Raw genomic sequence first — 24,500 nt, 5'->3', positions numbered from 1 at the left:
AATTAGCATAGCTGGTAAGGTTTTATCCAGCTTGTATTGGAGATAAACACGTGAAAATCCGTATTGGTCATGGCTTTGATGTACATAAATTCGGTGGTGATAAACCGCTTATTTTGGGCGGGGTAACTGTTCCCTATGATACAGGCTTAATCGCCCACTCAGATGGCGATGTGGTGTTACATGCTGTCAGCGATGCGATTTTAGGTGCGATGGCTTTGGGTGATATTGGCAAACACTTCCCTGACACCGACCCAGAATTTGCAGGCGCCGATAGCCGCGTGCTGCTGCGTCACTGTTTTAACCTAGCGCTGCAGCAAGGCTTTAAAATCGGTAATTTAGACGTCACTATTATTGCTCAGGCGCCGAAAATGCTGCCGCACATTAATGCAATGCGTGAGTGTATTGCCAAAGACTTAGCTACAGACATTGGCAATGTAAACGTAAAAGCGACCACCACTGAAAAACTCGGTTTTACTGGCCGTAAAGAAGGCATAGCTGTTGAGTCTGTGGTGTTGCTCACTGCTAGTTAACTATTAGCTATGAGCTAAGTGCTACGTTTAGCTAAATGCGGCGTTAACTAACTTTAGCTGATTTATTTGCTCAATTTAATACAAGTTTTTATCGATGACACAATTACATTACTTACATGGTAAACCTCAGGTTACCGCTGATTTGCGCACTGAAAATGCAGACTTTATAGTGCAAGAAATCCTGCCGTTCTCACCAACAGGAGAGGGCGAACATCATTTAGTGCAGATCCGTAAGTCCGGCTTTAACACCAATCAAGTGGTGGATATGTTAGCCAAGTTTGCCAAGGTTCACCCAAAAGAGGTGACCTACGCAGGGCAAAAAGATAAAAACGCGGTAACAGAGCAATGGTTTGGTATACGCATTCCCGGTAAAGACACGCCAGACTGGCAAGCCTTCAGTCAACAAAATATCACTGTGCTGCAAAGCAGTCGTCACAGTAAAAAACTACGTATTGGCGCTTTGCTAGGTAATAAGTTTACCCTGACTTTACGCAACGTTTCAGATACAGCTGCTTTCGAGGCTCGCCTTGAGCAAGTTTTAAAAACTGGAGTGCCTAATTACTTTGGCGAGCAGCGATTTGGTCACAATGGTAAGAACCTCACGCTAGGTCGCAATATGCTTAATGGCGGCCGTAAGATTAAAGACCGCAAAAAACGTAGCATGTTCTTATCTGCCGTGCGCTCTAACATCTTTAATTTGGTAGTTTCTCACAGGTTGCAAACGAGTGGCTTACAAGGACTTGATGGCGATTGTGTCATGCTCTCTGGCAGCAAAAGCTACTTTGTGGCTGACAGTTGGGATGACACTATAGAGCAGCGACTAATCACCAAAGATATTCAGCTGTCTGCTCCTTTATGGGGGCGAGGCGCTGCTTTGGCACAAGGTGATGCCGCGCAAATCGAGCAAGCCGCGCTAACTGGCTTTGAGCAAGACCTTAAAGGATTAGAGCAGGCAGGACTTGAGCAAGAGCGTCGCCCGTTAATGCTTGAGCCACAAGGTCTGAAGTGGCAACTAGCTGACAATACAATGGTATTAGAGTTTATTTTGCCTGCCGGCAGTTATGCGACATCTGTGCTTAGAGAGCTTGTCGATTATCAAGACGTGCAGCAAATCGCCTGGCAAAAGATGGTAGCAGAGCAAAGTGAACAACAGGCAAGCGCACAAGCTGAGACTGGCCAAGGTGAAGCACGTGATTAATATTCTTGTTAGCAACGATGATGGTGTTCATGCCCCTGGTATTAAAGCGCTTAGTGATGCGTTAGCCACGATAGCTAAGGTTACTACTGTTGCGCCTGATAGAAATTGCTCCGGCGCGAGTAATTCTTTAACCTTGACGAACCCTTTAAGAATTAATAGCTTAGACAATGGCTATATCGCTGTTAATGGCACACCGACCGATTGTGTTCATTTAGCCATTCGCGAGTTATGCCCTGATGAGCCTCATATTGTGGTTTCTGGCATTAATGCTGGAGCTAATATGGGTGACGATACCCTCTATTCCGGCACGATTGCTGCGGCAATGGAGGGGCGCTTTTTAGGTTTGCCTGCTATTGCGATTTCGCTTGTTGGTAAGCAGCTTAATCATTATGAAACAGCGGCGCATTATGCTTGTAAGATAGTTAAAGGCTTACTTGAGCATCCGTTAAATAGCGATCAAATTTTAAATGTTAACGTGCCTGACTTGCCGCTTGAGCAAATTAAAGGTATTCAAGTCACGCGTTTAGGTGCTCGCCATAAGGCTGAGGGTATGATTAAAACCCAAGATCCGGCGGGTAGAGATATCTATTGGCTTGGCCCTGTTGGCACCGAGCAAGATGCAGGGCCAGGCACCGATTTTGGCGCTGTCGCTGAAGGTTATATATCAATTACACCACTTACTGTTGATTTAACTGGGTACAGACAAATAGATAATTTAGCAAATTGGGTGACTCAACTATGACGCTGGCAGCATCGACTTTGTCTGTGAATCTTGCTCGCAAGTTAGCAGAGGCTGGCATACAAGATCAACGTGTGTTGCAGGCTGTTGCTAACACGCCTCGCGAGTTGTTTCTTGACGCAGCCCTTGGTCATAAAGCTTATGAGAATACTGCGCTTCCGATTGGACAAGGGCAAACTATTTCTCAGCCTTATATTGTTGCTAGAATGACCGAGCTACTGTGCCAACTAGCGCCTAAAAATGTACTCGAGGTTGGTACTGGCTCTGGCTATCAAGCGGCCATTTTGGCGCAGCTGTTTCCCACACTGTGCACCATTGAGCGCATTAAGGCTTTACAGATCCAGGCAAGGCAGCGATTGAAGCGTTTAGATCTACACAATGTATCATTTAAATATGGTGATGGCTGGAAAGGTTGGAGTAACCGCGGCCCATTTGACGCCATTATGGTGACTGCAGCCGCAGCGAGCGTACCTGAAGCATTACTGCAGCAACTTAGCGATAGTGGTGTATTGATTATCCCCGTGGGGGAGGAAAGCCAGCAGCTGCTTAAGATCACTCGCAGTGGCGATCAATTCCAGTCGCAAACTATTGAGGCTGTTAAGTTTGTGCCCCTGGTAAATGGTGAGTTGGCTTAAGCTCTTTATTTGCTAGCTTTTTGATTTAAACGACTTCAACGTTATTGATTACAAGGAAACGACTTTGAAATACAGTGTTTGGCTAGCAGTATCCCTTTTTATTGCCTTGCTTTGCACTGGTTGTAGTTTTCAATCACATCAAGCCGCGCCGGTCGAAAGCCTCTCGGCGAAATCTAAGCCTAAGTATGATCGCGGATCGCTTACCAAGCGTTGGTATAAGGTGAAGAAAGGCGATACCTTGTACTCGATAGCTTGGGGCGCGGGTAAGAATTATTCTGACGTTGCGAGGCTGAATAAGTTACAAAAACCGTACACTATTTATCCAGGTCAAGTGCTTGCTTTGTATCCAAAACCTGCTGCTCCTACCAGTGCTAAAAAAGCGACAAATGTAACCAAGGGTGTCGCGATCACTACCGCCCCTGCGACCCCAATAACGGTAAAAAGTTCGGAAAATCAAAAGCAAAGCGTAAAATTCCAGTCGTCCACTACAGCGAACAATCGCTCAAAAAAAGAGCTTGATCGTAGCCAAGAGTCTGCGTATTCTGTAACAACTACCCAACAAAAAGTTAACCAAACTGTAAGTCAACCTGTGTCGACCCTACCAAAAAAGGTGAAGCGTTGGTTGTGGCCAGTCAAAGGCAGAATTATTGGGAGATTTTCTGCCAGCGAACAAGGCAATCAAGGGATTAAGATTGCTGGCAACCGTGGTGATATTGTGAAAGCCGCTGCGGATGGGAGAGTGGTGTATGCAGGGAATGCTCTGCGAGGCTATGGCAACTTAGTCATTATCAAACACAATGATGATTACTTGAGTGCATATGCCCACGCTGACAAGATAATGGTTAAAGAAAAGCAATTCGTTAGTGCAGGACAAACAGTTGCAAAAATGGGCAGTACAGGAACCAACAAAGTGATGCTTCATTTTGAGATTCGCTTTCATGGTAAATCAGTTAACCCATTAAAATATCTACCTAAACAGTAATCGTTTAGCAACATAAACATCGGAGGATAGGCAAGTGCAGTAGATTAATCACCACAAGCAAGGTTTGGGAGAGCAATATGAGCCGAAAAAATAACGCTGCGACAGCAGAACATCTAATCGATCTAGCTAAAGAACCACAAACTGAAGTTGCCGAAACCGGCAGTGGCCTAGTGCAAGAACTAGAGATTGAAGAAAAAGTCCAAGACGACTTACAAAAAAATCTCGATGCAACTCAACTCTATTTAGGTGAAATAGGTTTCTCACCGCTATTAACTGCGGAAGAAGAAGTTTACTTTTCACGTAAATCCCTCAAAGGCTGCGAAAAATCTCGCAACCGCATGATTGAAAGTAATCTAAGACTCGTCGTTAAAATTGCCCGTCGATACAATAATCGAGGTTTAGCACTGTTAGATCTGATTGAAGAAGGTAATTTAGGTTTAATCCGCGCCGTTGAAAAGTTCGACCCTGAACGTGGTTTTAGATTCTCGACTTATGCTACCTGGTGGATCCGCCAGACGATTGAACGGGCGATTATGAATCAGACCCGTACCATTCGTTTACCTATTCATGTGGTGAAAGAGCTTAATGTATATCTGCGTACTGCGCGTCAGTTAGCGCAAAAGCTTGATCATGAGCCGACAGCTGAAGAGATTGCTGAAAAATTAGATGTATCTACTGGCGATGTTAGCCGTATGCTCAAGCTCAATGAACGTATTACCTCAGTTGATACGCCATTAGGCGGTGAAGATAATGACAAAGCCTTACTTGATGTGATTGCTGACGATGACAGTGTTGGCCCAGATTACCGTGTACAAGATGAAGATTTATCTAAATCGATTGTTGGTTGGCTAAACGAGCTTAATACTAAGCAGCGTGAAGTGCTTGCAAGACGCTTTGGTCTACTTGGTTATGAGCCTTCAACGCTTGAAAATGTTGGTGCTGAGATTGGCTTAACTCGAGAGCGTGTACGTCAAATTCAAGTGGAAGCATTAAAACGCTTGAAAGATCTGCTTGGTTCTCAAGGCCTGTCGGTAGAGGCGCTGTTTAGAGAGTAGTAGATCCACTAATCAGCCAAATATTTACTGCATATTGAAAAGGAGCGTATCAATGCTCCTTTTTTTACTTCGCAACCAATAGATTAACTTCAAGCACTATTCATAAGCGGTAAAAACTCACTTTATCAACTAGTCCAGCAGCTGCTTTAACTGATACAAGGCATCTAACGCCTGACGCGGAGTTAAGTTATCTGGTTCAATAGTAGCGAGCTTTTCCTCCACCATACTAGGCTCAGGATCATAAGCGGCAAGTGGTAAGGCTGCTTGAGTTGGTGTGCTTGCTTCAAGCGGACCTCCACGGCTTTCAAGCTGGGCAAGTTTATGTTTTGCTGACTTAATCACATGAGCTGGCACCCCCGCTAGTGCCGCAACTTGTAGACCATAGCTTTTACTTGCTGCGCCTTCTTGAACCGCGTGCATAAAGGCAATGGTATCTTCATGCTCTATGGCATCTAAATGCACATTAGCCACACTTGGGATCATATCTGGCAGTTGAGTAAGCTCAAAGTAATGGGTCGCAAACAAAGTGAGGGAACTGACCTTGTTAGCCAGGTATTCAGCAGCAGACCAGGCTAGAGACAGGCCATCATAGGTTGATGTGCCGCGGCCAATTTCGTCCATTAACACCAAACTTTTAGGTGTTGCGTTGTGCAAGATATTAGCGGTTTCTGTCATCTCTACCATAAAGGTTGAGCGGCCAGAAGCTAAGTCATCTGATGCGCCAATACGAGTAAAGATGCGGTCTACCTCACCAATCTGAGCCTGCTCAGCAGGCACAAAGCAACCTATGTGAGCCATCAAGGTGATTAGAGCAACCTGACGCATATAGGTCGACTTACCGCCCATATTTGGGCCAGTTACAACCAGCATTTTGCGCTGTGAATTTAACTCGACAGGGTTAGCAATAAAGGCACTTTGACTCACTTGCTCGACAACAGGATGACGGCCAGCATCGATTTTGATGCCAATGCCTGACTGCATCACAGGGCAATGATAGTTAAGGGTTTCGGCGCGCTCAGCAAAGTTAGTCAGTACATCTAATTGCGCGGCAGCGGTGGCAAAGTCCTGAAGCTCTGCAAGCTTAGGCAGTAGCAGGTCGAATAGTTGTTCCCAAAGCTGTTTTTCTAGCGCTAGCGCTTTACCCTGGCTTGAAAGAACCTTCTCTTCATACTCCTTTAGCTCAGGGGTGATGTAGCGCTCAGTACCTTTAAGTGTTTGACGGCGCTGGTAGCTAAGTGGCACCTTGTCAGACTGTAAGCGGCTCACTTCTATGTAATAACCGTGGACGCGGTTATAGCCAACCTTCAACGTATTGATCCCCGTTTGCTCTTTCTCGCGTGCTTCTAATGCGACAAGGTAGTCACTGGCGCCTTCACTTAAGCTGCGCCATTCATCAAGCTCAGCGTTGTAACCGGGTTTAATCACGCCGCCGTCACGAATAAGCACTGGAGGATTATCAATAATGGCGCTATCTAACAGCGCGTGTTGCTCTGGAAATTCACCCATTAGCTTGGCAAGAGCGCGCAGCTGCGGCTGCTGACAACTAGCTAGTGTCTGTTGGATCTCTGGTAACAATGCCAGTGCTTGTTTTAAGCGGGCAAAATCCCGTGGTCTAGCACTTCTCAGGGCAAGTCTTGCCATGATACGCTCAACATCACCTAAGGCTTTGAGTTGGTCGTGCAGTTCATCGTAGAGATTGCTGTCGATCAATTCATTGATTGCATTGTGGCGCGCCGTGATCTTTTGATGCTCTCTAAGCGGCTGGTGGATCCAGCGCTGCAGCATACGACTGCCCATTGGCGTTGCAGTGTTGTCCAACACAGAAGCGAGGGTGTTTTCATGCCCGCCTGATAAGTTGACTGTCAGCTCAAGATTCTTGCGGGTTGCTGCATCTAGTACAATTGACTCGCTTGGGTTGAAACGTACAATTGAGTTGATATGAGGCAGGGCGGTTTTCTGCGTGTCTTTAACATATTGCATCAAGCAGCCAGCAGCTTGCAGACCCGAGCGAGCATCTGTAATGCCAAAACCGCGTAAGTCTTTGGTGCCAAATTGGTTGAGCAGTAGGTTGATACAGGTGTCGTAATCAAACTCCCATTCAGGGCGACGACGGTTACCTTTATATTGACTCAGTAGCAGGGTGTTATGAAACTCTTCGTTATATAACAGCTCCGCAGGATTGGTACGTTGCAGCTCTGCTTCTAATGCTTCGTCGGTTTCAAGCTCGGCAATAACAAAACGGCCTGATGACACATCAAGTGTGGCATAGCCATAACCCACTTTCGCCTGATAGACCGCAGCCAGTAAGTTGTCTTGTTTCTCTTGTAGTAGAGCCTCATCGGTGAGCGTACCTGGCGTTACGATGCGCACAACCTGACGCTCAACTGGGCCTTTGGTTGTAGCAGGGTCACCAACTTGCTCACAAATCGCAACTGATTGACCTAGTTGCACAAGTTTAGCGAGATAGTTCTCAACTGAGTGATACGGGATGCCTGCCATAGGAATTGGGTCACCGCCACTTTTGCCACGTGCGGTGAGCGAGATACCAAGCATCTCTGAAGCGTCTTTGGCATCGTCGTAGAACAACTCATAAAAGTCACCCATGCGATAAAACAATAACATGTCAGCGTGGGCGGCTTTTAATGTTAGGTACTGGCGCATCATAGGGGTGTGTTTATCTAAATTTGAGGTATCTACTTGTGTCATGCTTGGTTGGAACTCTTTATTCGATGGGAAATCGCAAAGGGGCTATCTTAGCAAGTTAATGGCAAGAGTAGAATCAGCTAGGAGTAACTAACCTGAGCACAGGATAATAAATCGGTTTTCAACGGTAATTTTTGGCTGTCTCTTAGTAAAGTGAAGATGTTGAAGCTACTTGCAATAGGCTAGCTATTGACGCGTAGCTTCGCCTTGAACTAAATAAAACTATCTCGCTAGAAACTTAATGCTGAGTATAACTCTGTACGAAGGACTTATTGGCATTTTCTAATCCCGAGTTCAGGTTAACTACATAGGTAATTAATTGAATCGATGTAAGAAATAGTTAACTGTTAAAAAAAAGTCGATCCAGCTATTGATACTGTATGATTGTACAGTATACTTATCATCATATTGAGCAGCACCTAGTTAGCTGTAATCACAAGTTAATACGAATATTTTGCATAATATTGAATACCTTAGAGGGTTTTACAATGAAGGTTGATCCGAATAAAGAGAAAGCACTGAACGCTGTATTAGGTCAGATTGAAAAGCAATTTGGTAAAGGTTCAATTATGAAGCTTGGCCAAGACCGCACCATGGACGTTGAGACTATCTCTACCGGTTCATTATCATTAGACGCAGCGCTAGGCGCGGGCGGTTTACCTATGGGACGTATCGTTGAGATTTATGGTCCTGAGTCTTCTGGTAAAACGACATTAACCCTTGAAGTTATTGCTGCGGCGCAAAAAGAAGGTAAAACCTGTGCCTTTATCGATGCTGAGCACGCGCTTGACCCAATTTATGCTAAAAAGCTAGGTGTTGATATTGATAACCTACTTTGTTCTCAGCCTGATACTGGTGAGCAAGCATTAGAAATTTGTGATGCGTTAACTCGCTCTGGTGCAGTTGATGTGATTATTGTCGACTCGGTAGCGGCACTAACACCAAAAGCTGAGATTGAAGGCGAGATTGGTGATTCGCACATGGGTCTTGCTGCTCGTATGATGAGTCAAGCAATGCGTAAACTTGCTGGTAACTTAAAGCAGTCAAATACCCTGCTTATCTTCATTAACCAAATCCGTATGAAGATTGGCGTTATGTTCGGTAACCCTGAAACAACAACCGGTGGTAACGCACTTAAGTTCTACGCTTCTGTTCGCTTAGATATTCGCCGTACAGGTGCAATTAAAGATGGTGATGAAGTTGTAGGTAACGAAACACGCGTCAAAGTGGTGAAAAACAAAATTGCTGCACCATTTAAGCAAGCTGAATTCCAAATTCTATATGGCGAAGGCATTAACCGCACTGGTGAGCTAGTTGACCTAGGTGTCAAGCACAAGCTACTTGATAAAGCTGGCGCTTGGTACAGCTATAAAGGCGACAAGATTGGTCAAGGCCGTGCTAATGCCGGTCGTTTCTTAGGCGAAAACCCAGCAGTTGCTGCTGAAATTGAAGCGGCGCTTCGCGGCATGTTGCTAGCGAACAAAGCAGATGCAGTTGAAGGTGAAGAAAATATCGACTTAGAGACTGGTGAAGTATTCTGAGCCAATCAGCAAAGTCATACGCGGTAGCGCTGTTAGCGCGCCGCGATTACTCCCGCCAGCAGCTTTACTCTAAGCTGCTGCAAAAAGACTTCGAACAACTCGAAATTGAGCAAACATTAGATTACTGCGAAGCTCAAGGTTTTCAATGTGATGATCGTTATGCAGCCTTGCTACTTAAAAGCCATATTGCCAAAGGTCATGGTGTAATGCGCATCTCCCAAGCGATGGCGCAAAAAGGCCTGGGTAAAAACGTGATAAGGCAAGCCATTGACGCCAGCGATTGTGATTGGTTTGAACTTGCCAAGCAAAAAGCGGTTAAAAAGTACGGCACACCCAAGACAAGCGATCATAAAGAAAAAGCAAGACGGGTTAGGCATCTAGTTGGCCAAGGGTTTAGCTTTGATCAAGTTGCATACGCCCTTGATTATGACCCATATCTTGAAGACTAAGCTTTACGTATCCACCTACAAGTTTCACTTGGTATTTTGTAAATTCTCCTTCAGCTTTTAAGGCGTCAATTTGTCAAAACAGTCATTGCCTTCAAATTGTCCACGCTAATCCCCTAAAGTACCTGTTTGCATCAGGATTACCACTGTATTTAATCGCTTTTATCATCTCGCTTATTGACGCACAATAGGTATATAATGCCGACATTTCTATGTGTAGGCTGGGCTTGCGCTAAGCTTACATTTATTGAGTTTTCAAAACTGATATCCAGGATCATTTCATGTTTCAAACCACTGCCGAATTAAGAAGTGCATTTTTAAAGTACTTTGAGTCAAACGGACACCAAGTTGTAGACAGTAGTTCACTTGTCCCGCATAACGACCCAACCTTGTTATTTACCAATGCGGGTATGAATCAGTTTAAAGAAACCTTCCTGGGTATGGAAAAGCGCAGCTATAACCGCGCAACAACGTCACAACGCTGTGTTCGTGCCGGTGGTAAGCATAACGATTTAGATAACGTGGGTTATACTGCGCGTCATCACACTTTCTTTGAAATGCTAGGTAACTTTAGTTTTGGTGATTACTTTAAAGAAGACGCGATTGAGTTTGCGTGGAACTTCTTAACTCAAACCTTAAAGCTACCAAAAGAAAAGCTATGCGTAACCATCTACGAAACAGACGATGAAGCATTTGAAATCTGGAACAAGCAAATTGGCGTAGCCGCTGAAAATATTATCCGTATTGGTGATAACAAAGGCGCACCTTACGCGTCAGATAACTTCTGGCAAATGGGTGATACTGGCCCTTGTGGTCCATGTACTGAAATTTTCTACGATCATGGTGAGCACATTTGGGGTGGCCGCCCTGGCACACCAGAAGAAGATGGCGATCGTTTTATCGAAATCTGGAACATCGTATTTATGCAATATAACCGTCAAGCTGACGGTGAAATGCTGCCATTACCTAAGCCATCAGTAGATACAGGTATGGGTATTGAGCGTATCGCTGCAATTATGCAAGGCGTGCACTCAAACTATGAAATCGATATTTTCCAAAAGCTAATTGCTAAAACTGCTGAAATCATCGGTGTTAAAGATTTACAAAACAAATCACTACGTGTGATTGCCGATCACATTCGTTCATGTGCGTTCTTAATCGCAGATGGTGTTATGCCATCTAACGAAGGCCGTGGTTATGTACTGCGCCGTATTATCCGCCGCGCTGTGCGTCATGGTAATAAGCTTGGCGCGACAGACTCATTCTTCTACAAGCTTGTGCCAACATTGATTGAAGTGATGGGCGATGCAGCCAAAGAGCTAGTGTCGATGCAAGCGATTGTAGAAAAGTCACTCAAAGCTGAAGAAGAGCAGTTTGCTCGTACCCTTGAACGTGGTCTGCAAATTCTTGATGGTGCACTGAATGAACTTAAATCTGACACCTTAGACGGTGAGACAGTATTTAAGCTTTACGACACCTATGGCTTCCCGGTTGATTTAACTGCAGATGTATGTCGCGAGCGCGATATTAATGTTGACGAAGCTGGCTTTGAAGCTGCGATGGCTGAGCAGCGTAGCCGCGCTCAAGCTGCAGGTAACTTTGGCGCTGATTACAACGCAGGCCTGGTTATTGAAGATGATACTGAGTTCTGCGGTTATACCGACCTTGTAGGTCAAGGCGCGGTGACTGGTATTTATGTTGACGGTAACGCAGTTGAAGTATTGAGCGCAGGTCAATCAGGTATTATCGTACTTGATAACACGCCGTTCTATGCTGAGTCAGGTGGTCAGGTTGGTGACAAAGGCCTGCTGACTGCTGATGGTATCGAGTTTAAGGTTAGTGACACGCAAAAGTTTGGTAGCGCGACAGGTCATCAAGGTGAGGTGAGCCAAGGTGAGATTAAACTGGGCCAGCAGCTTAATGCACAAGTTGATAAAAAGTTACGTCATCGCACTGAGCTAAACCACTCGGTTACTCACTTATTGCATGCTGCCCTTCGTCAGGTGCTAGGTAGTCATGTGACTCAGAAAGGCTCTCTTGTTGAGCCAGAGCGTTTACGTTTTGACTTCTCTCACTTTGAAGGCGTGAAAGCTGAAGAGCTAAAGACGATTGAAGATTTGGTTAACACTCAAATTCGTCGTAACCATCAGCTAACTACTGCTGAAATGGACATCGAAGAAGCCAAAGAGAAGGGCGCAATGGCGCTATTTGGTGAGAAGTACGATGATAAAGTGCGTGTAGTATCTATGGGTGATTTCTCGATTGAGCTTTGTGGTGGTACCCATGTTGGTCGCACTGGTGATATTGGTTTGTTTAAAATTACCTCTGAAGGTGGTATCGCTGCTGGTATTCGCCGTATTGAAGCGGTAACTGGCGCAGCTGCAATGGAGCATGTTGCTGAGCAAAAAGCCCAGCTAGATCAAGCTGCGGCACTATTAAAGTCAGATTCAGCTTCAGTGGTTGCTAAGCTGCAAGCTCAACTTGATAAAGTGAAGTCTTTAGAGAAAGAACTATCGCAACTTAAAGATAAGCTAGCCGCTGCGGCAAGTGCTGATTTAGCTGGTGATGCCGTTGAAATTAATGGCATTAAGGTCTTAGTTAAGAAGCTAGAAGGCGCTGACCCTAAATCGCTTCGCGGCTTGCAAGACGAGTTAAAGCAAAAGCTTAAATCCGCGATTATCGTGTTAGGTATTCCTGGCGACAATAAGGTGAACTTAATTGCCGGTGTAAGTAATGACTTAACTAAGCAAATTAAGGCTGGTGAGTTAGTCTCTATGGTCGCTCAGCAAGTAGGTGGTAAAGGTGGCGGACGCCCTGATATGGCGCAAGCTGGTGGTAGCCAACCAGAAAACCTTGATGCTGCACTTGCATCTGTTATTCCTTGGATAACCGATAAGTTGTAATTCATTACCATTGAACATTGGTATATAAACAAAAAGGCTTTCATTTGAAGGCCTTTTTTGATTTTTAACCTTAAACCATTGAACTAGAAAAGGTGGTTATCATCAAATAGAATGTGCCTGAAAACGCTTGTGCTCTGCCGATGTGTCTAAACGAATAATCAACTCATATGGCAATGATGTTCAAAGTTCGAAGCACGCTACTTTCTGTCTGTTTTTTCAAAGGTTTTTATGGAAATAGTCTTTTTTATCATGACCTTAACTGTCAACGCAGGCGAGAGTTAAAGCTGCATCTCATTAGGCAATGGCTAATAAAAGTATACGTTGCTTGCATTCACTTATAAATTGTCAGGGTAATTATTCGCTTGATGTGTACGGAACAGCTTGAATTATTTGTATATTACTTGTGACTCTAACCGAGTTTTGGCATAGTGGATAAAGCTAGAGATCACTTTTTCGACTAAGCTTTAGTCAAAGTGATGCATTTACATAAGGTCGTAAATGCTTGTGTCGATAAAATGTACGTTTTACATGTTCAAATTGAAAATTATGTTAAAAGTATGTTTGTTATACTTTGGTTTTTTTGGTGGTTTATGCGGTTAAAAAGCGCTAGGGCATCTTAATTAACAAAAAATCTTATTTATACGGCGTATTTAGTAATAGACACTATGATTTTGTCGTTAGCTGACCTTATAATGAGCGCATATTACGGACAAAGTGTTATGCAGATTGAACTAAAGGAGCAATCGAATGCTGATTTTGACTCGCCGCGTAGGCGAAACATTAATGATTGGTGACGAAGTCACTGTAACTGTTCTTGGTGTTAAAGGTAACCAGGTTCGCATTGGCGTCAATGCACCAAAAGAGGTTTCTGTTCACCGTGAAGAGATTTATCAGCGCATTCAATCTGAGAAATCAGGTTCATCTTCAGAAGGTGGCAACTTCTAATCGAAGTTGGAAGCGTAACATTAAGTCAGCTCATTGCTGGCTTTTTTGTTTTTGGGATAAGGCGAAAGCACAAATTGATTGGTTAGTCCTTGCCTAAACCTAGCTTTTCGATAGTCAGAACTGATTAGCAGTCGCTACTAATATCAGGCTTCAGGTTCAGTGATGGACAAGTCAGAGAGAGATTCATCAACTTCTTATTACCAGTTGTGCAAAAAACCTCCAGCAATACTTCATTATAACATTCCCACATTTTGCGCTTTACATGATTACTTGCTTAATAAAGTTCGATTAGCACAGTTCAAAAGCCGTAAGGAGTCACCACTATACTGGTAGATAGGCGCTAATGAGCTTATTTGGTGTTTTGATTTTGTACCGTTTTTATCGGGCGAGTATAATTTTTGTAATTTAAAACACTGTTTTCATCATGATTTGACGCCAAACTCCGCAATGTGATTAAAAACACCCCAAATGACTGAGTGTTTCCTAAAAAGGGTTTGACTTATTTCCGGCAGACAGTAATATGTGCGCCAAGAAAACGGAGAGGTGGCCGAGTGGCCGAAGGCGCTCCCCTGCTAAGGGAGTATGGGCTTTATCTCCCATCGAGGGTTCGAATCCCTCCTTCTCCGCCATTTCTTACTTGATAAAAAACGATGCGCGTGTAGCTCAGCTGGATAGAGTACCTGGCTACGAACCAGGCGGTCAGAGGTTCGAATCCTCTCACGCGTACCATTTTTATTAAGGACTATTGCAAGAAGATATAAGATGCGCGTGTAGCTCAGCTGGATAGAGTACCTGGCTACGAACCAGGCGGTCAGAGGTTCGAATCCTCTCACGCGTACCATCTCTGCATTAGATTAGTAATATCCCCAAATTTGTGCGCGTGTAGCTCAGCTGGATAGAGTACCTGGCTACGAACCAGGCGGTCAGAGGTTCGAATCCTCTCACGCGTACCATTATTTGTGTGGAGAGGTGGCCGAGTGGCCGAAGGCGCTCCCCTGCTAAGGGAGTATGGGCTTTATCTCCCATCGAGGGTTCGAATCCCTCCTTCTCCGCCATTCTTTACTGCATAAGTTGAGGCAAGTTAAATTACTTAGTCTATGCTGTAAGGAACAAAACTGATTTGCGCGTGTAGCTCAGCTGGATAGAGTACCTGGCTACGAACCAGGCGGTCAGAGGTTCGAATCCTCTCACGCGTACCATATCAAACAAAAATGCCCTGCTTTATAGCGGGGCATTTTTGTTTTCTGCCCAAGATCATCAATTTCATAAGGTGGTTATCGTTCAATTAGGCTACTACTTCAGCTGGTTAGGCTAGACCCTCTTTATAGTTTGCTCGCATATAACCCACTTTTTAAGCGGTAGTAACATGCTGCTTTAATCTGTATTTCCCGTATCGCGTTACTTAACTAGTTCGTTCCTGAACCTTCCATAAACAATACTTTGCATCCACCGTGCAAGCATTACTACTTATCTAACTAAAATTTCTCGAGCAAACTTAATCATTTGTCAGCCAGACTTAGATTTATATCTAGAAATTTAACCAGTATTGTGTTTTGTTTAATCACTAACACAAAGCTTGTTAATCATGTCATTAATTGGTGAATAATTCTGTTGCTGACCGAATTGTCTGTGAATTGAGCAGTTTTTCACAAACTATAAAAATAATTCTTGGTGAGCTTGTTTTTTTGAATATTCATTAAAAATTTGCGGTTTTTATTGGGGTATGTTCAATTGTTTGATTGAGTAATTATTATTTTTGGTAAGACCATTTTACACGGGCGTACCTTTCTTGGTATAGATTGAATACATTTTGTCATTGGTTTTGAGCTGATTTAACCTCTTTTGCCATCAAAACCTGAGCTTTAGGCTCGAATTAAGGTTGCTAACTGAGGTGTATAAATAGACTCATAAAATATTTACGCATTGCTTGCAGTAGTAAAGCATTGAATTGCGGATTAACAGGGGAAGTCGCAAATTATGGGAGAGTTAAGCCAACAGTTATCTGAAGCTCTTAGCATCATGATAATGGGGATGGGATTGGTATTTATCTTCTTAAGTACTTTAATCATAGGGATTAGCATTGTCGCCAGATTGTTTCCCGCAACGCAACAAGCGGTGGTGCCAACGCAAGCCGCTGTCAACACTCAAGCTGCACCTGCAGGCACGTTAGATCCAGCACTCGTTGCCGCTATTACCACAGCTGTTCATCAATATCGTAAACAACATCGTCAGTCTTAGGAGACGTTATGACCAAGCCTTTAGCACTAACCGAGGTAGCGCTGCGCGACGCCCATCAATCAATTCTGGCGACCCGTCTACGTATTGACGATATGTTACCTATTGCTCCACTTCTAGACAAAGTTGGCTACTGGTCAATGGAATCTTGGGGGGCGCGACGTTCGACTCTTGTATTCGTTATCTTGGTGAAGATCCGTGGGATCGTATCCGTGAGCTTAAAAAAGCCATGCCTAATACACCGCAGCAAATGTTGCTTCGTGGGCAGAATCTACTAGGCTACCGCCATTATGCTGATGACGTAGTTACACGTTTCGTTGAGCGTGCACATACCAATGGTGTTGATGTATTTAGAATTTTTGATGCCATGAACGATGTACGCAATCTTCAAACTGCAGTAAAAGCAGTTAAGAATGTAGGCGGACACGCGCAAGGCACCATTTCTTATACCACTAGTCCAGTACATACTCTTGATACCTGGGTTGATATGGCAAAAAGCCTTGAAGATATGGGCGCTGACTCTCTGTGTATCAAAGACATGGCTGGCTTGCTCAAGCCAATGGAAGCTTATGAGCTTATTAGTCGCCTTAAGAGTCAAACTGACTTAATGGTGTCGCTGCATTGTCATGCGACTACCGGTTTGAGCACTGCAACCTATCAAAAAGCTATTGAGGCAGGTGTTGATGTGCTTGATACGGCCATTTCTTCAATGAGTCAAACCTATGGTCACAGTGCCAGTGAAACCCTAGTTGCTATGGTGGAAGGTACAGAGCGTGAAACCACTTATGACTTAGCCATTATGGAAGAAATTGCAGCCTACTTTAGAGAGGTACGCAAGAAGTACGCTCGATTTGAAGGTGCACTAAAAGGCATTGATTCACGTATTTTGCGCGCGCAGGTGCCGGGCGGCATGCTAACCAACATGGAAAACCAGCTAAAAGAGCAGGGCGCAGCTGAGAAACTTGATGAAGTGTTAGAAGAGATCCCACGGGTACGTGAAGATCTTGGCTATTTGCCATTAGTGACTCCTACTTCGCAAATTGTTGGTTCACAATCGGTTATTAACGTGCTGATGGGCGAGCGATACAAAGCGCTGACCAAAGAAACCGAGGGCGTGCTCAAGGGCGAATACGGCGCAACACCGGCAGCGGTTAACGCTGAGCTGCAAAAGCGGGTGCTGGGTGATAGTGAAGCGATTACTTGCCGCCCTGCCGATTTGCTTGCGCCTGAACTAGACAAGCTACGTCAAGAGCTTAGCGACATTGCTAAAGACAAAGGGTTAACGCTGGCAGATGAAACAGACGATGATGTAATGACTTACGCTTTATTTAATCAAATCGGTCTGCAGTTCCTTGAAAACCGCGGTAACCCTGAAGCCTTTGAGCCTGTTCCAAGTGCTGATGATGTCGCACCTGCTGCGGCCAAGCCTGCAACTGGTCCTGAAACTTACACTGTGAATGTACAAGGTCAAAGCTACGTGGTTGAAGTTGCTGAAGGAGGCGATATCAGCCAAATCGCACCAGTTGCCGCGCCAGTTGTATCAGCTCCAGTCAACACTGCGCCTGTAGCAGCCACGCAAGCGGCCAATAGCGCTGCTACAACTATGAGTGCACCGCTTTCTGGCAACATCTTTAAAGTGCTAGTAAGTGATGGTCAAAGCGTTGAAGAAGGCGAGGTGGTCATTATTCTTGAAGCCATGAAGATGGAAACTGAAGTACGCGCTCAGCAGTCTGGCGTTGTGACTCAACTAGCTGTTAAGCAAGGCGATACCGTATCGGTCGGCTCACCTTTATTAGCGATTGCATAAGAGGGTGGCATGGACGGACTAATTGCATTTTGGAATGAAACCGGTATTGCTAACTTTGAGGCAACTCAGTTAGTGATGATAGGCGTTGGCTTATTGCTGCTTTATTTGGCTATAGGTAAGCGCTTCGAACCTCTGTTATTGTTGCCGATTGGCTTTGGCGCCATTTTGGCGAATATTCCCAACGGCGGATTTACCGATGAAGGTGGCCTGCTGTACTACGTTTATTACGTAGGTATTGAGACGGGTATTTTCCCGTTGCTGATCTTTATGGGCGTAGGCGCAATGACAGACTTTGGCGCCTTGATTGCAAACCCAAGAACCCTGTTGTTAGGTGCATCAGCCCAATTTGGTATCTTTGCTACCTTGCTGGGTGCCATTGGCTTGAATTTAGTGCCAGGATTTGAATTTAGCATGACTGACGCTGCAGCGATTGCCATTATTGGCGGCGCAGATGGGCCAACAGCTATTTTCTTAGCATCCAAACTTGCGCCTGAGCTGCTAGGCGCAATTGCGGTTGCTGCCTACTCTTATATGGCGCTGGTACCACTTATTCAGCCGCCAATTATGCGTTTACTTACCACAAAAGCTGAGCGTGAAATTAAGATGGAGCAGCTGCGCGAGGTGAGTAAGCAAGAGAAAATCATCTTCCCGCTAATGGTGCTTGGTTTAACTATTTTGTTTTTACCTGCAGCCACGCCACTTGTTGGTATGTTCTGCCTAGGTAATTTGATGAAAGAATGTGGTGTGGTCGATCGCCTGTCATCAACGGCGCAAAATGAGCTGATCAATATAGTGACCATCTTCTTAGGTTTGGCTGTGGGCTCTAAGTTGTCAGCAGATCAATTCTTAACCATTAAAACCTTGGGCATTCTGGTACTAGGTGCAGTGGCGTTTAGTATTGGTACCGCGGCTGGTGTGTTAATGGCTAAGCTGATGTGCAAACTATCAGGCGGTAAGGTGAACCCACTTATTGGCGCAGCGGGTGTATCTGCTGTACCTATGGCGGCGCGTGTGGTGAACAAGGTCGGTCTTGAAGCTAACCAACAAAACTTCCTGCTGATGCATGCGATGGGGCCAAACGTCGCTGGCGTATTAGGTAGTGCTGTTGCTGCAGGTGTATTGCTTGCGGTTCTGGGCTAGCTCAACAGGTTAACCATTTAGTATTGAAAGGCGCACCTTAATCGGGGCGCCTTTTTGTTTTTAGCTTTAGCCCACCGACTACACTAGTTGGGCATCAGGGTGAGCGCATGAGTGATTGATTATCAGCCATGTACTAAGGATTAACGAACTTTGATTGCGCAAGGCGCCGTTAAATCATCCCTGATGCCTCCGCTTTAGCATCCCTGCTAAAGAGGCTTGCTTACTCAAAGCTCCTTAATCCCATAAGATAACGCGCGATAAATGTTCATGATCTCGCCTTGCTTCAAGATAGCTCACACAAAGCCACCTTTTTCATCAGGTACACGTTTACTTTGTTCGTCTAAATCTGCTTTGACGCTTGCTTACAGGTCGCTTTCAAAGGTCGATACATTCGGTATTTACCCAGAGCCTTATTGATTAACTTTTTGTCTGATTAGTCGTAATTAACCCTAAGGCCTTCCCTTTTTATTTTCTCCTTGTTTTTGTTCGTTTTCCCTTATTTTTGCCCCCAAATTTTTTAGGGTTTTTATATACCTCTTTTGGTGCAGTTAAGTAGTGAGATGCTCACAAACTGCACAATCTAGCTGTGCATATTTCTGCTTTTATCTCTCAAAATGTAATCAAAGTGTTAACTATCAAAGGTTTATGAATATTGGCACAGATAGTGAAATATCCCTTTTGAGATACATTGTGAAACATTTAACTGGGGGCGTTAGTTAAACCAAGTTGGCTAACAGCCTATAAAACAAATTATTTCCGCACAGAACTCCATAGTTTTTACTCACTTTGAGGTATCTGTTTGGAGCTGTTTTTTGGTTTATTAATAGAAATGAGGGAGCATATGAAAATTACTTCTAGCTATCAGAAATTGCTGACCGAGGTTAAGCAAACACAAGGTAAATGGGCGTCAACGCTCAATAGTGTGTTAACCAGCATCAAGCCTATTGCCTTAGGTTTGGGTCTAAGTGCATCTATGGTGAGCATAGGCGCTCAGGCTGAGCTGGGTTACCCAGAGAAAGAAGAGCTTAAGTTCGGCTTTATTAAGCTGACGGATATGGCACCGATTGCCATTGCCTACGAGAAGGGGTATTTCGAAGATGAGGGGCTTTACGTCACTATTGAGGCTCAAGCCAACTGGAAGGTATTGCTTGATGGCGTGATTGATGGCCGCTTAGACGGCGCGCACATGCTAGCGGGTCAGCCAATTGCCGCAACTATTGGTTATGGCACCGAGGCGCACATTATTACGCCTTTCTCGATGGACTTAAACGGCAACGCGATTACGGTTTCAAACGATGTATGGGCCAAAATGAAGCCAAACATTGCTAAGCAAGCCGATGGTAAGCCGGTGCATCCAATTAAAGCTGACGCATTAAAGCCTGTGGTCGATTCATATACCCAGGCGGGCAAGCCATTTAACATGGGCATGGTATTTCCGGTATCGACCCATAACTATGAGCTTCGTTACTGGTTAGCGGCTGGCGGTATTCACCCTGGATACTATGCGCCGCACAAAGGTGATACCTCAGGTCAAATTGATGCTCAAGCGCTTTTATCAGTTACACCGCCACCGCAAATGCCATCAACCTTAGAAGCAGGTACCATTTATGGTTACTGCGTGGGTGAACCGTGGAACCAACAAGCAGTATTTAAAGGTATTGGCGTACCGGTCGTCACTGACTATGAGATTTGGAAAGACAACCCTGAGAAAGTATTTGGTATCACAGCTGAATTTGCCGAGAAGTATCCAAATACCACTATTCGCTTAACTCGCGCACTCATTCGCGCAGCGAAATGGTTAGATGACAACAATAACGCTAACCGCCCTGAAGCGGTGAAGATCTTGTCGCAATCTAACTATGTCGGTGCTGATTATGATGTGATTGCCAATAGCATGACAGGTACCTTTGAGTATGAAAAAGGTGATAAGCGCTCAGTACCAGACTTCAATGTGTTCTTTAGACACAACGCGACTTACCCATACTATTCTGATGCGATTTGGTATCTAACCCAAATGCGTCGTTGGGGTCAGATTGCAGACGACAAGCCTGATACTTGGTACAAGGATGTCGCGGCTAAGGTCTATCGCCCTGACATTTATGCTAAAGCGGCAAAATCACTGATTGCCGATAAGCTGATCAGCGCTGAATCATTCCCTAACTTTGAAACTGAAACCGGTTTCAAGCAGCCACAAACTCACTTTATCGATGACATTGTCTATGACGGTAGTAAGCCAAATGCTTACATCAACTCATTTGCAATCGGTCTAAAGCAAGGCGAAAGACTGTAAGTCCGCACGGGCTTAGAGGATTTGCGTAAAGGAGTATGGATATGAGTAGTATTTCATCCCTCGAAAACGCCGAGCTGAGTAAAGGCAAGTTGCAGAGCATGTTTGCCCAAATACTAGCGAGCAGCAAGGTGTTGCTGCTACCGCTAGTGGGGATTAGTTGCTTCCTATTAGTGTGGGCTATCACAGCTAATAGCATTAATACCTCGCTGGGCAAGTTTCCAGGCCCTGTGGCTGTACTGACTCAGTTTGACAATCTTTATCAAGAGCATGTTACTGAGCGGCAAAAAGCACAGGCATTTTATGAGCGTCAGCATAAACGTAATGCAGATAGGGTCGCCAAAGACCCTAGCTATCAAGCTAAAGTGCGCCCATACACTGGCAAAGAAACGTTTTGGGATCAAATCGTCACTAGCTTGATTACGGTGATGAGTGGTTTTGGTTTAGCAGCGTTTCTGGCGATTCCGTTGGGGATCTTAATGGGGTTAAACGCGAGTGTTCAAGCGGCAATAAACCCGATTATTCAGCTATTTAAACCTGTTTCACCACTAGCTTGGCTGCCCTTGGTAACCATGGTAGTGAGCGGTGTTTATGTTTCTGCCGATCCTATTGTGGCTAAGTCGTTTATCAACTCAATGCTCACGGTCACCTTATGTAGTGTGTGGCCAATGATCATCAACACCGCCATAGGTGTGTCAAGAATTGATCAAGACTTGCTCAATGTGAGTCAGGTGCTGAGATTATCGACATGGACCCACATCAAGAAAATCGTGCTACCCGCGTCTGTGCCGATGATTTTCACCGGCATGCGCTTATCTCTTGGTGTTGCTTGGATGGTATTGATTGCCGCAGAAATGCTGGCGCAAAACCCAGGGCTGGGCAAATTCGTCTGGGACGAGTTTCAAAACGGTAGCTCTGAGTCCTTGTCGAGAATTATGGCAGCGGTGTTAGTGATTGGCTTTATTGGCTTTTTACTAGATAGAGGTGTGTTAGCGGTGCAGCGCTGGGCATCTTGGGAAAAGCACTAGGCTAATCAGTTACCTAGCCATATTTAAGGAGTTGTTATGGGGACGTTTTTAGAGATCACCGGCGTCGATATGGTATTTCCCACCCCAAAAGGGGCGTTTACCGCACTGCAAGACGTCAATTTAAAAATCAATAAGGGCGAGTTTGTATCGCTTATCGGCCACTCAGGCTGTGGTAAATCTACCGTACTTAACATAGTAGCGGGTATTTATCAGGCATCAAACGGTGGCGTGTTGCTTAACAATAGCGAGGTCACCGAGCCTGGGCCTGAGCGAGCGGTGGTGTTTCAAAACCACTCGTTAATGCCATGGTTATCGGCTTATCAAAATGTTGAGCTAGCGGTTAAGCAGGTGTTTGCCAACAAAATGAGCAAGGCTGAAATGCACGACTGGATTGAGCATAACCTTGAGCTGGTACACATGGGGCACGCGATGGACAAGCTGCCAAGCGAGATCTCTGGTGGTATGAAGCAAAGGGTAGGTATTGCCCGAGCCTTGTCGATGCAGCCGGAGGTTTTGCTGATGGATGAGCCATTTGGCGCGCTGGATGCACTGACAAAAGCGCATATGCAAGACTCACTAATGGAGATCCAGGCACAGTTAAATAACACAGTAATTATGATCACCCATGATGTCGATGAAGCCGTGTTGTTGTCAGACAAGATTGTGATGATGACCAATGGCCCTGAGGCAACGGTAGGGGAAGTGCTTGATGTGAACTTACCAAGACCAAGGGATCGTTTAGCACTGGCACAAGATGCGCAGTACAACTATTTGCGATCAGAGGTGTTGAAGTTTCTTTATGAGAAGCAGCGCAAAGTTGAATCAATCAGTCAGCCAAAAGTGGTATCAAAAATGCCGGAATTGCGACAAAGTGCTAAATATGTCACAGAAAAGTAAACGTTTGGTTGCTAAGGTTTCGCTTGGGTGATGCGTTGCTTAATTGAATGTAAGTAACGTGAAATAGGCAAAACTCGATTTTTGCCAAATTAAAGAAAAATAGGGATAGATGATGAACAAAAAAATTGCAATGTCAGCACTTAGCTGTGCGGTGTTAATGGCAATGGGGACTGCTCACGCAGAAGATGCCAAAGTAAACTCCATTGCAGATGCTTTCACGCAAGGGAGCGCGAAAGTTGATCTTAACTTCCGTTATGAAAATGTAGCGCAAGATAATGCACTTAAAGATGCCGATGCATTAACCCTGCGTACTCGTCTTACTTTTGCAACGGCAGATTACTATGGTCTGTCAGCATTAGTAGAGTTTGAAGATTCACGTAATGTGTTTGGAGTTGATGACTATAACGACACATTAGGTAAGAATCCTGAATATTCAGTGATTGCTGATCCTAACACCACTGAGCTTGATCAAGCATTTTTACAATACAAGCGCCAAGGCTTTAAAGCCAAGCTAGGTCGCCAAGTCATCGCATTAGGTAATCAACGCTTTGTGGGCCATGTTGGCTGGCGTCAAGACCGCCAAACCTTTGATGGTATCACTATGCAATACGCAGTTGATGCTTTCCAGGTTGATTATGGCTACATTACCAAGCGTAACCGTATCTTTGCTGAAGCCAAGGACGTGCGCGCAAAAGACCACATGTTTAACGCTTCATACAACCTAGGTTTTGGTAAAGTCACCGGTTATGGCTACCTACTTGAAGTTGATAACGATGTTAAGAATGGCCTAGATACTTACGGTGTTAACTTTACGGGTTCAACTAAGCTTGCTGACACCAAAGTCATGTATAAAGCAGAATACGCTAAGCAGGAGTCTACGACAGCGACAACTAAGTATGATGCTGATTACTTAGCGCTTGAAGCTGGTGTTGGTCTAGCTGGCTTTACGATTAAAGGCGGCTACGAAAAACTGGGCTCTGACAACGGTCAGTATGGCTTCTCGACACCACTGGCGACACTACATAAATTCAACGGTTGGGCTGACCAATTCTTAGGTACGCCAAATGAAGGCCTAGTTGATCTTTACGCCTCAGTTGGTGGCAAGCTAATGGATGGTAAGTGGGCACTGGCTTATCACAAGTTCGATGCAGATAAGTCTTCTGCCACGGTTGATGATTTAGGCTCAGAGATCGATGTATCGTTCACGCTACCTATTCAAAAGAACTATCTACTAGGTATTAAGTATGCTGCTTACTCTGCGGGTGATGCAGGTGCAGGTAAAGTCGATACCGACAAGGTTTGGGTTTGGGCTAACGCTAAGTTCTAACCTCGACAAGCAGGTTATCGTGAGCACGTCCATACAAATGTGTTAACGGTGTCGTACTGCGAAACCAAAAGCGGGCATGTCCATAGGGCATGCCCGCTTTGC

Annotated in this window: 18 protein-coding genes and 6 tRNA genes; 23 read left to right on the top strand and 1 reads right to left on the bottom strand. The window is 44.8% G+C overall.

Going from position 1 to position 24,500, the window contains the following annotated elements; translation table 11 throughout:
• Positions 1–50: 50 nt before the first annotated feature.
• The 6 genes from ispF to rpoS all read left to right on the top strand — a co-directional run bounded on the left by ispF (position 51) and on the right by rpoS (position 5,139).
• Positions 51–530 (top strand): 2-C-methyl-D-erythritol 2,4-cyclodiphosphate synthase, encoded by a 480-nt coding sequence (gene ispF / locus EXU30_RS05175; protein WP_130598130.1) that lies wholly within the window; start codon positions 51–53, stop codon positions 528–530.
• Positions 531–624: 94 nt separating this feature from the next.
• A complete protein-coding gene (gene truD / locus EXU30_RS05170) occupies positions 625–1,728 on the top strand; it encodes a tRNA pseudouridine(13) synthase TruD (RefSeq protein ID WP_130598129.1) in 1,104 nt (367 codons plus the stop codon).
• The gene (gene surE / locus EXU30_RS05165) at positions 1,721–2,470 is read left to right on the top strand and encodes a 5'/3'-nucleotidase SurE (RefSeq protein ID WP_130598128.1); all 750 of its coding nucleotides are present in this window, start codon (positions 1,721–1,723) and stop codon (positions 2,468–2,470) included. The genes truD and surE overlap by 8 nt, the downstream gene beginning before the upstream one ends.
• Positions 2,467–3,102 carry a protein-L-isoaspartate(D-aspartate) O-methyltransferase gene (locus EXU30_RS05160; RefSeq protein WP_130598127.1) on the top strand — a complete coding sequence of 212 codons (636 nt, stop codon included), beginning with the start codon at positions 2,467–2,469 and terminating at the stop codon, positions 3,100–3,102. The genes surE and EXU30_RS05160 overlap by 4 nt, the downstream gene beginning before the upstream one ends.
• A gap of 64 nt (positions 3,103–3,166) precedes the next feature.
• Positions 3,167–4,084, top strand: coding sequence for a peptidoglycan DD-metalloendopeptidase family protein (locus EXU30_RS05155; RefSeq protein WP_130598126.1), 918 nt, complete (start codon positions 3,167–3,169; stop codon positions 4,082–4,084).
• Between the two features lie 77 nt (positions 4,085–4,161).
• A complete protein-coding gene (rpoS, locus tag EXU30_RS05150) occupies positions 4,162–5,139 on the top strand; it encodes an RNA polymerase sigma factor RpoS (RefSeq protein WP_130598125.1) in 978 nt (325 codons plus the stop codon).
• Positions 5,140–5,268: 129 nt separating this feature from the next.
• On the opposite strand, the gene mutS is transcribed toward rpoS, so the two are convergent.
• On the bottom strand, positions 5,269–7,845 hold the full coding sequence (gene mutS, locus EXU30_RS05145) for a DNA mismatch repair protein MutS (RefSeq protein ID WP_130598124.1): 2,577 nt from the start codon (positions 7,843–7,845) through the stop codon (positions 5,269–5,271).
• A gap of 485 nt (positions 7,846–8,330) precedes the next feature.
• On the opposite strand from mutS, the gene recA reads away from it, so the two are divergent.
• From recA to EXU30_RS05060, 17 genes are all read left to right on the top strand, one after another.
• Positions 8,331–9,383, top strand: a complete 1,053-nt coding sequence (gene recA, locus EXU30_RS05140; protein WP_130598123.1) for a recombinase RecA — start codon at positions 8,331–8,333, stop codon at positions 9,381–9,383.
• Positions 9,384–9,412: 29 nt separating this feature from the next.
• Positions 9,413–9,832 (top strand): regulatory protein RecX, encoded by a 420-nt coding sequence (locus EXU30_RS05135; RefSeq protein WP_423213376.1) that lies wholly within the window; start codon positions 9,413–9,415, stop codon positions 9,830–9,832.
• A 278-nt stretch (positions 9,833–10,110) separates the two neighbouring features.
• Positions 10,111–12,732 carry an alanine--tRNA ligase gene (alaS, locus tag EXU30_RS05130; protein ID WP_130598121.1) on the top strand — a complete coding sequence of 874 codons (2,622 nt, stop codon included), beginning with the start codon at positions 10,111–10,113 and terminating at the stop codon, positions 12,730–12,732.
• A gap of 747 nt (positions 12,733–13,479) precedes the next feature.
• Positions 13,480–13,677, top strand: coding sequence for a carbon storage regulator CsrA (gene csrA / locus EXU30_RS05125; RefSeq protein ID WP_011865020.1), 198 nt, complete (start codon positions 13,480–13,482; stop codon positions 13,675–13,677).
• 537 nt (positions 13,678–14,214) lie between these two features.
• Positions 14,215–14,306, top strand: a tRNA-Ser gene (locus EXU30_RS05120).
• A 23-nt stretch (positions 14,307–14,329) separates the two neighbouring features.
• Positions 14,330–14,406 (top strand) — tRNA-Arg (locus tag EXU30_RS05115).
• Positions 14,407–14,441: 35 nt separating this feature from the next.
• Positions 14,442–14,518 (top strand) — tRNA-Arg (locus EXU30_RS05110).
• 35 nt (positions 14,519–14,553) lie between these two features.
• A tRNA-Arg gene (locus EXU30_RS05105) sits at positions 14,554–14,630 on the top strand.
• Positions 14,631–14,640: 10 nt separating this feature from the next.
• Positions 14,641–14,732, top strand: a tRNA-Ser gene (locus EXU30_RS05100).
• 67 nt (positions 14,733–14,799) lie between these two features.
• Positions 14,800–14,876 (top strand) — tRNA-Arg (locus EXU30_RS05095).
• Between the two features lie 778 nt (positions 14,877–15,654).
• A complete protein-coding gene (locus EXU30_RS05090; RefSeq protein ID WP_130598120.1) occupies positions 15,655–15,915 on the top strand; it encodes an OadG family protein in 261 nt (86 codons plus the stop codon).
• A gap of 145 nt (positions 15,916–16,060) precedes the next feature.
• On the top strand, positions 16,061–17,719 hold the full coding sequence (gene oadA / locus EXU30_RS05085) for a sodium-extruding oxaloacetate decarboxylase subunit alpha (protein ID WP_423213360.1): 1,659 nt from the start codon (positions 16,061–16,063) through the stop codon (positions 17,717–17,719).
• A 9-nt stretch (positions 17,720–17,728) separates the two neighbouring features.
• Positions 17,729–18,859, top strand: coding sequence for a sodium ion-translocating decarboxylase subunit beta (locus tag EXU30_RS05080; protein WP_130598119.1), 1,131 nt, complete (start codon positions 17,729–17,731; stop codon positions 18,857–18,859).
• 973 nt (positions 18,860–19,832) lie between these two features.
• Entirely contained in the window at positions 19,833–21,149 is a 1,317-nt protein-coding gene (locus EXU30_RS05075) for a CmpA/NrtA family ABC transporter substrate-binding protein (protein WP_242620390.1), read from the top strand.
• Between the two features lie 41 nt (positions 21,150–21,190).
• Positions 21,191–22,174, top strand: a complete 984-nt coding sequence (locus tag EXU30_RS05070; RefSeq protein WP_130598117.1) for an ABC transporter permease — start codon at positions 21,191–21,193, stop codon at positions 22,172–22,174.
• A gap of 36 nt (positions 22,175–22,210) precedes the next feature.
• Entirely contained in the window at positions 22,211–23,071 is an 861-nt protein-coding gene (locus tag EXU30_RS05065) for an ABC transporter ATP-binding protein (RefSeq protein ID WP_130598116.1), read from the top strand.
• Between the two features lie 109 nt (positions 23,072–23,180).
• Positions 23,181–24,398 (top strand): alginate export family protein, encoded by a 1,218-nt coding sequence (locus EXU30_RS05060; RefSeq protein WP_130598115.1) that lies wholly within the window; start codon positions 23,181–23,183, stop codon positions 24,396–24,398.
• Positions 24,399–24,500: the final 102 nt, after the last annotated feature.

Source organism: Shewanella maritima (assembly GCF_004295345.1).
Taxonomy (GTDB): Bacteria; Pseudomonadota; Gammaproteobacteria; order Enterobacterales; family Shewanellaceae; genus Shewanella; species Shewanella maritima.
The sequence above is the reverse complement of the archived record's forward strand: the minus strand, read 5'-3'. Positions and strand labels throughout refer to the sequence as shown.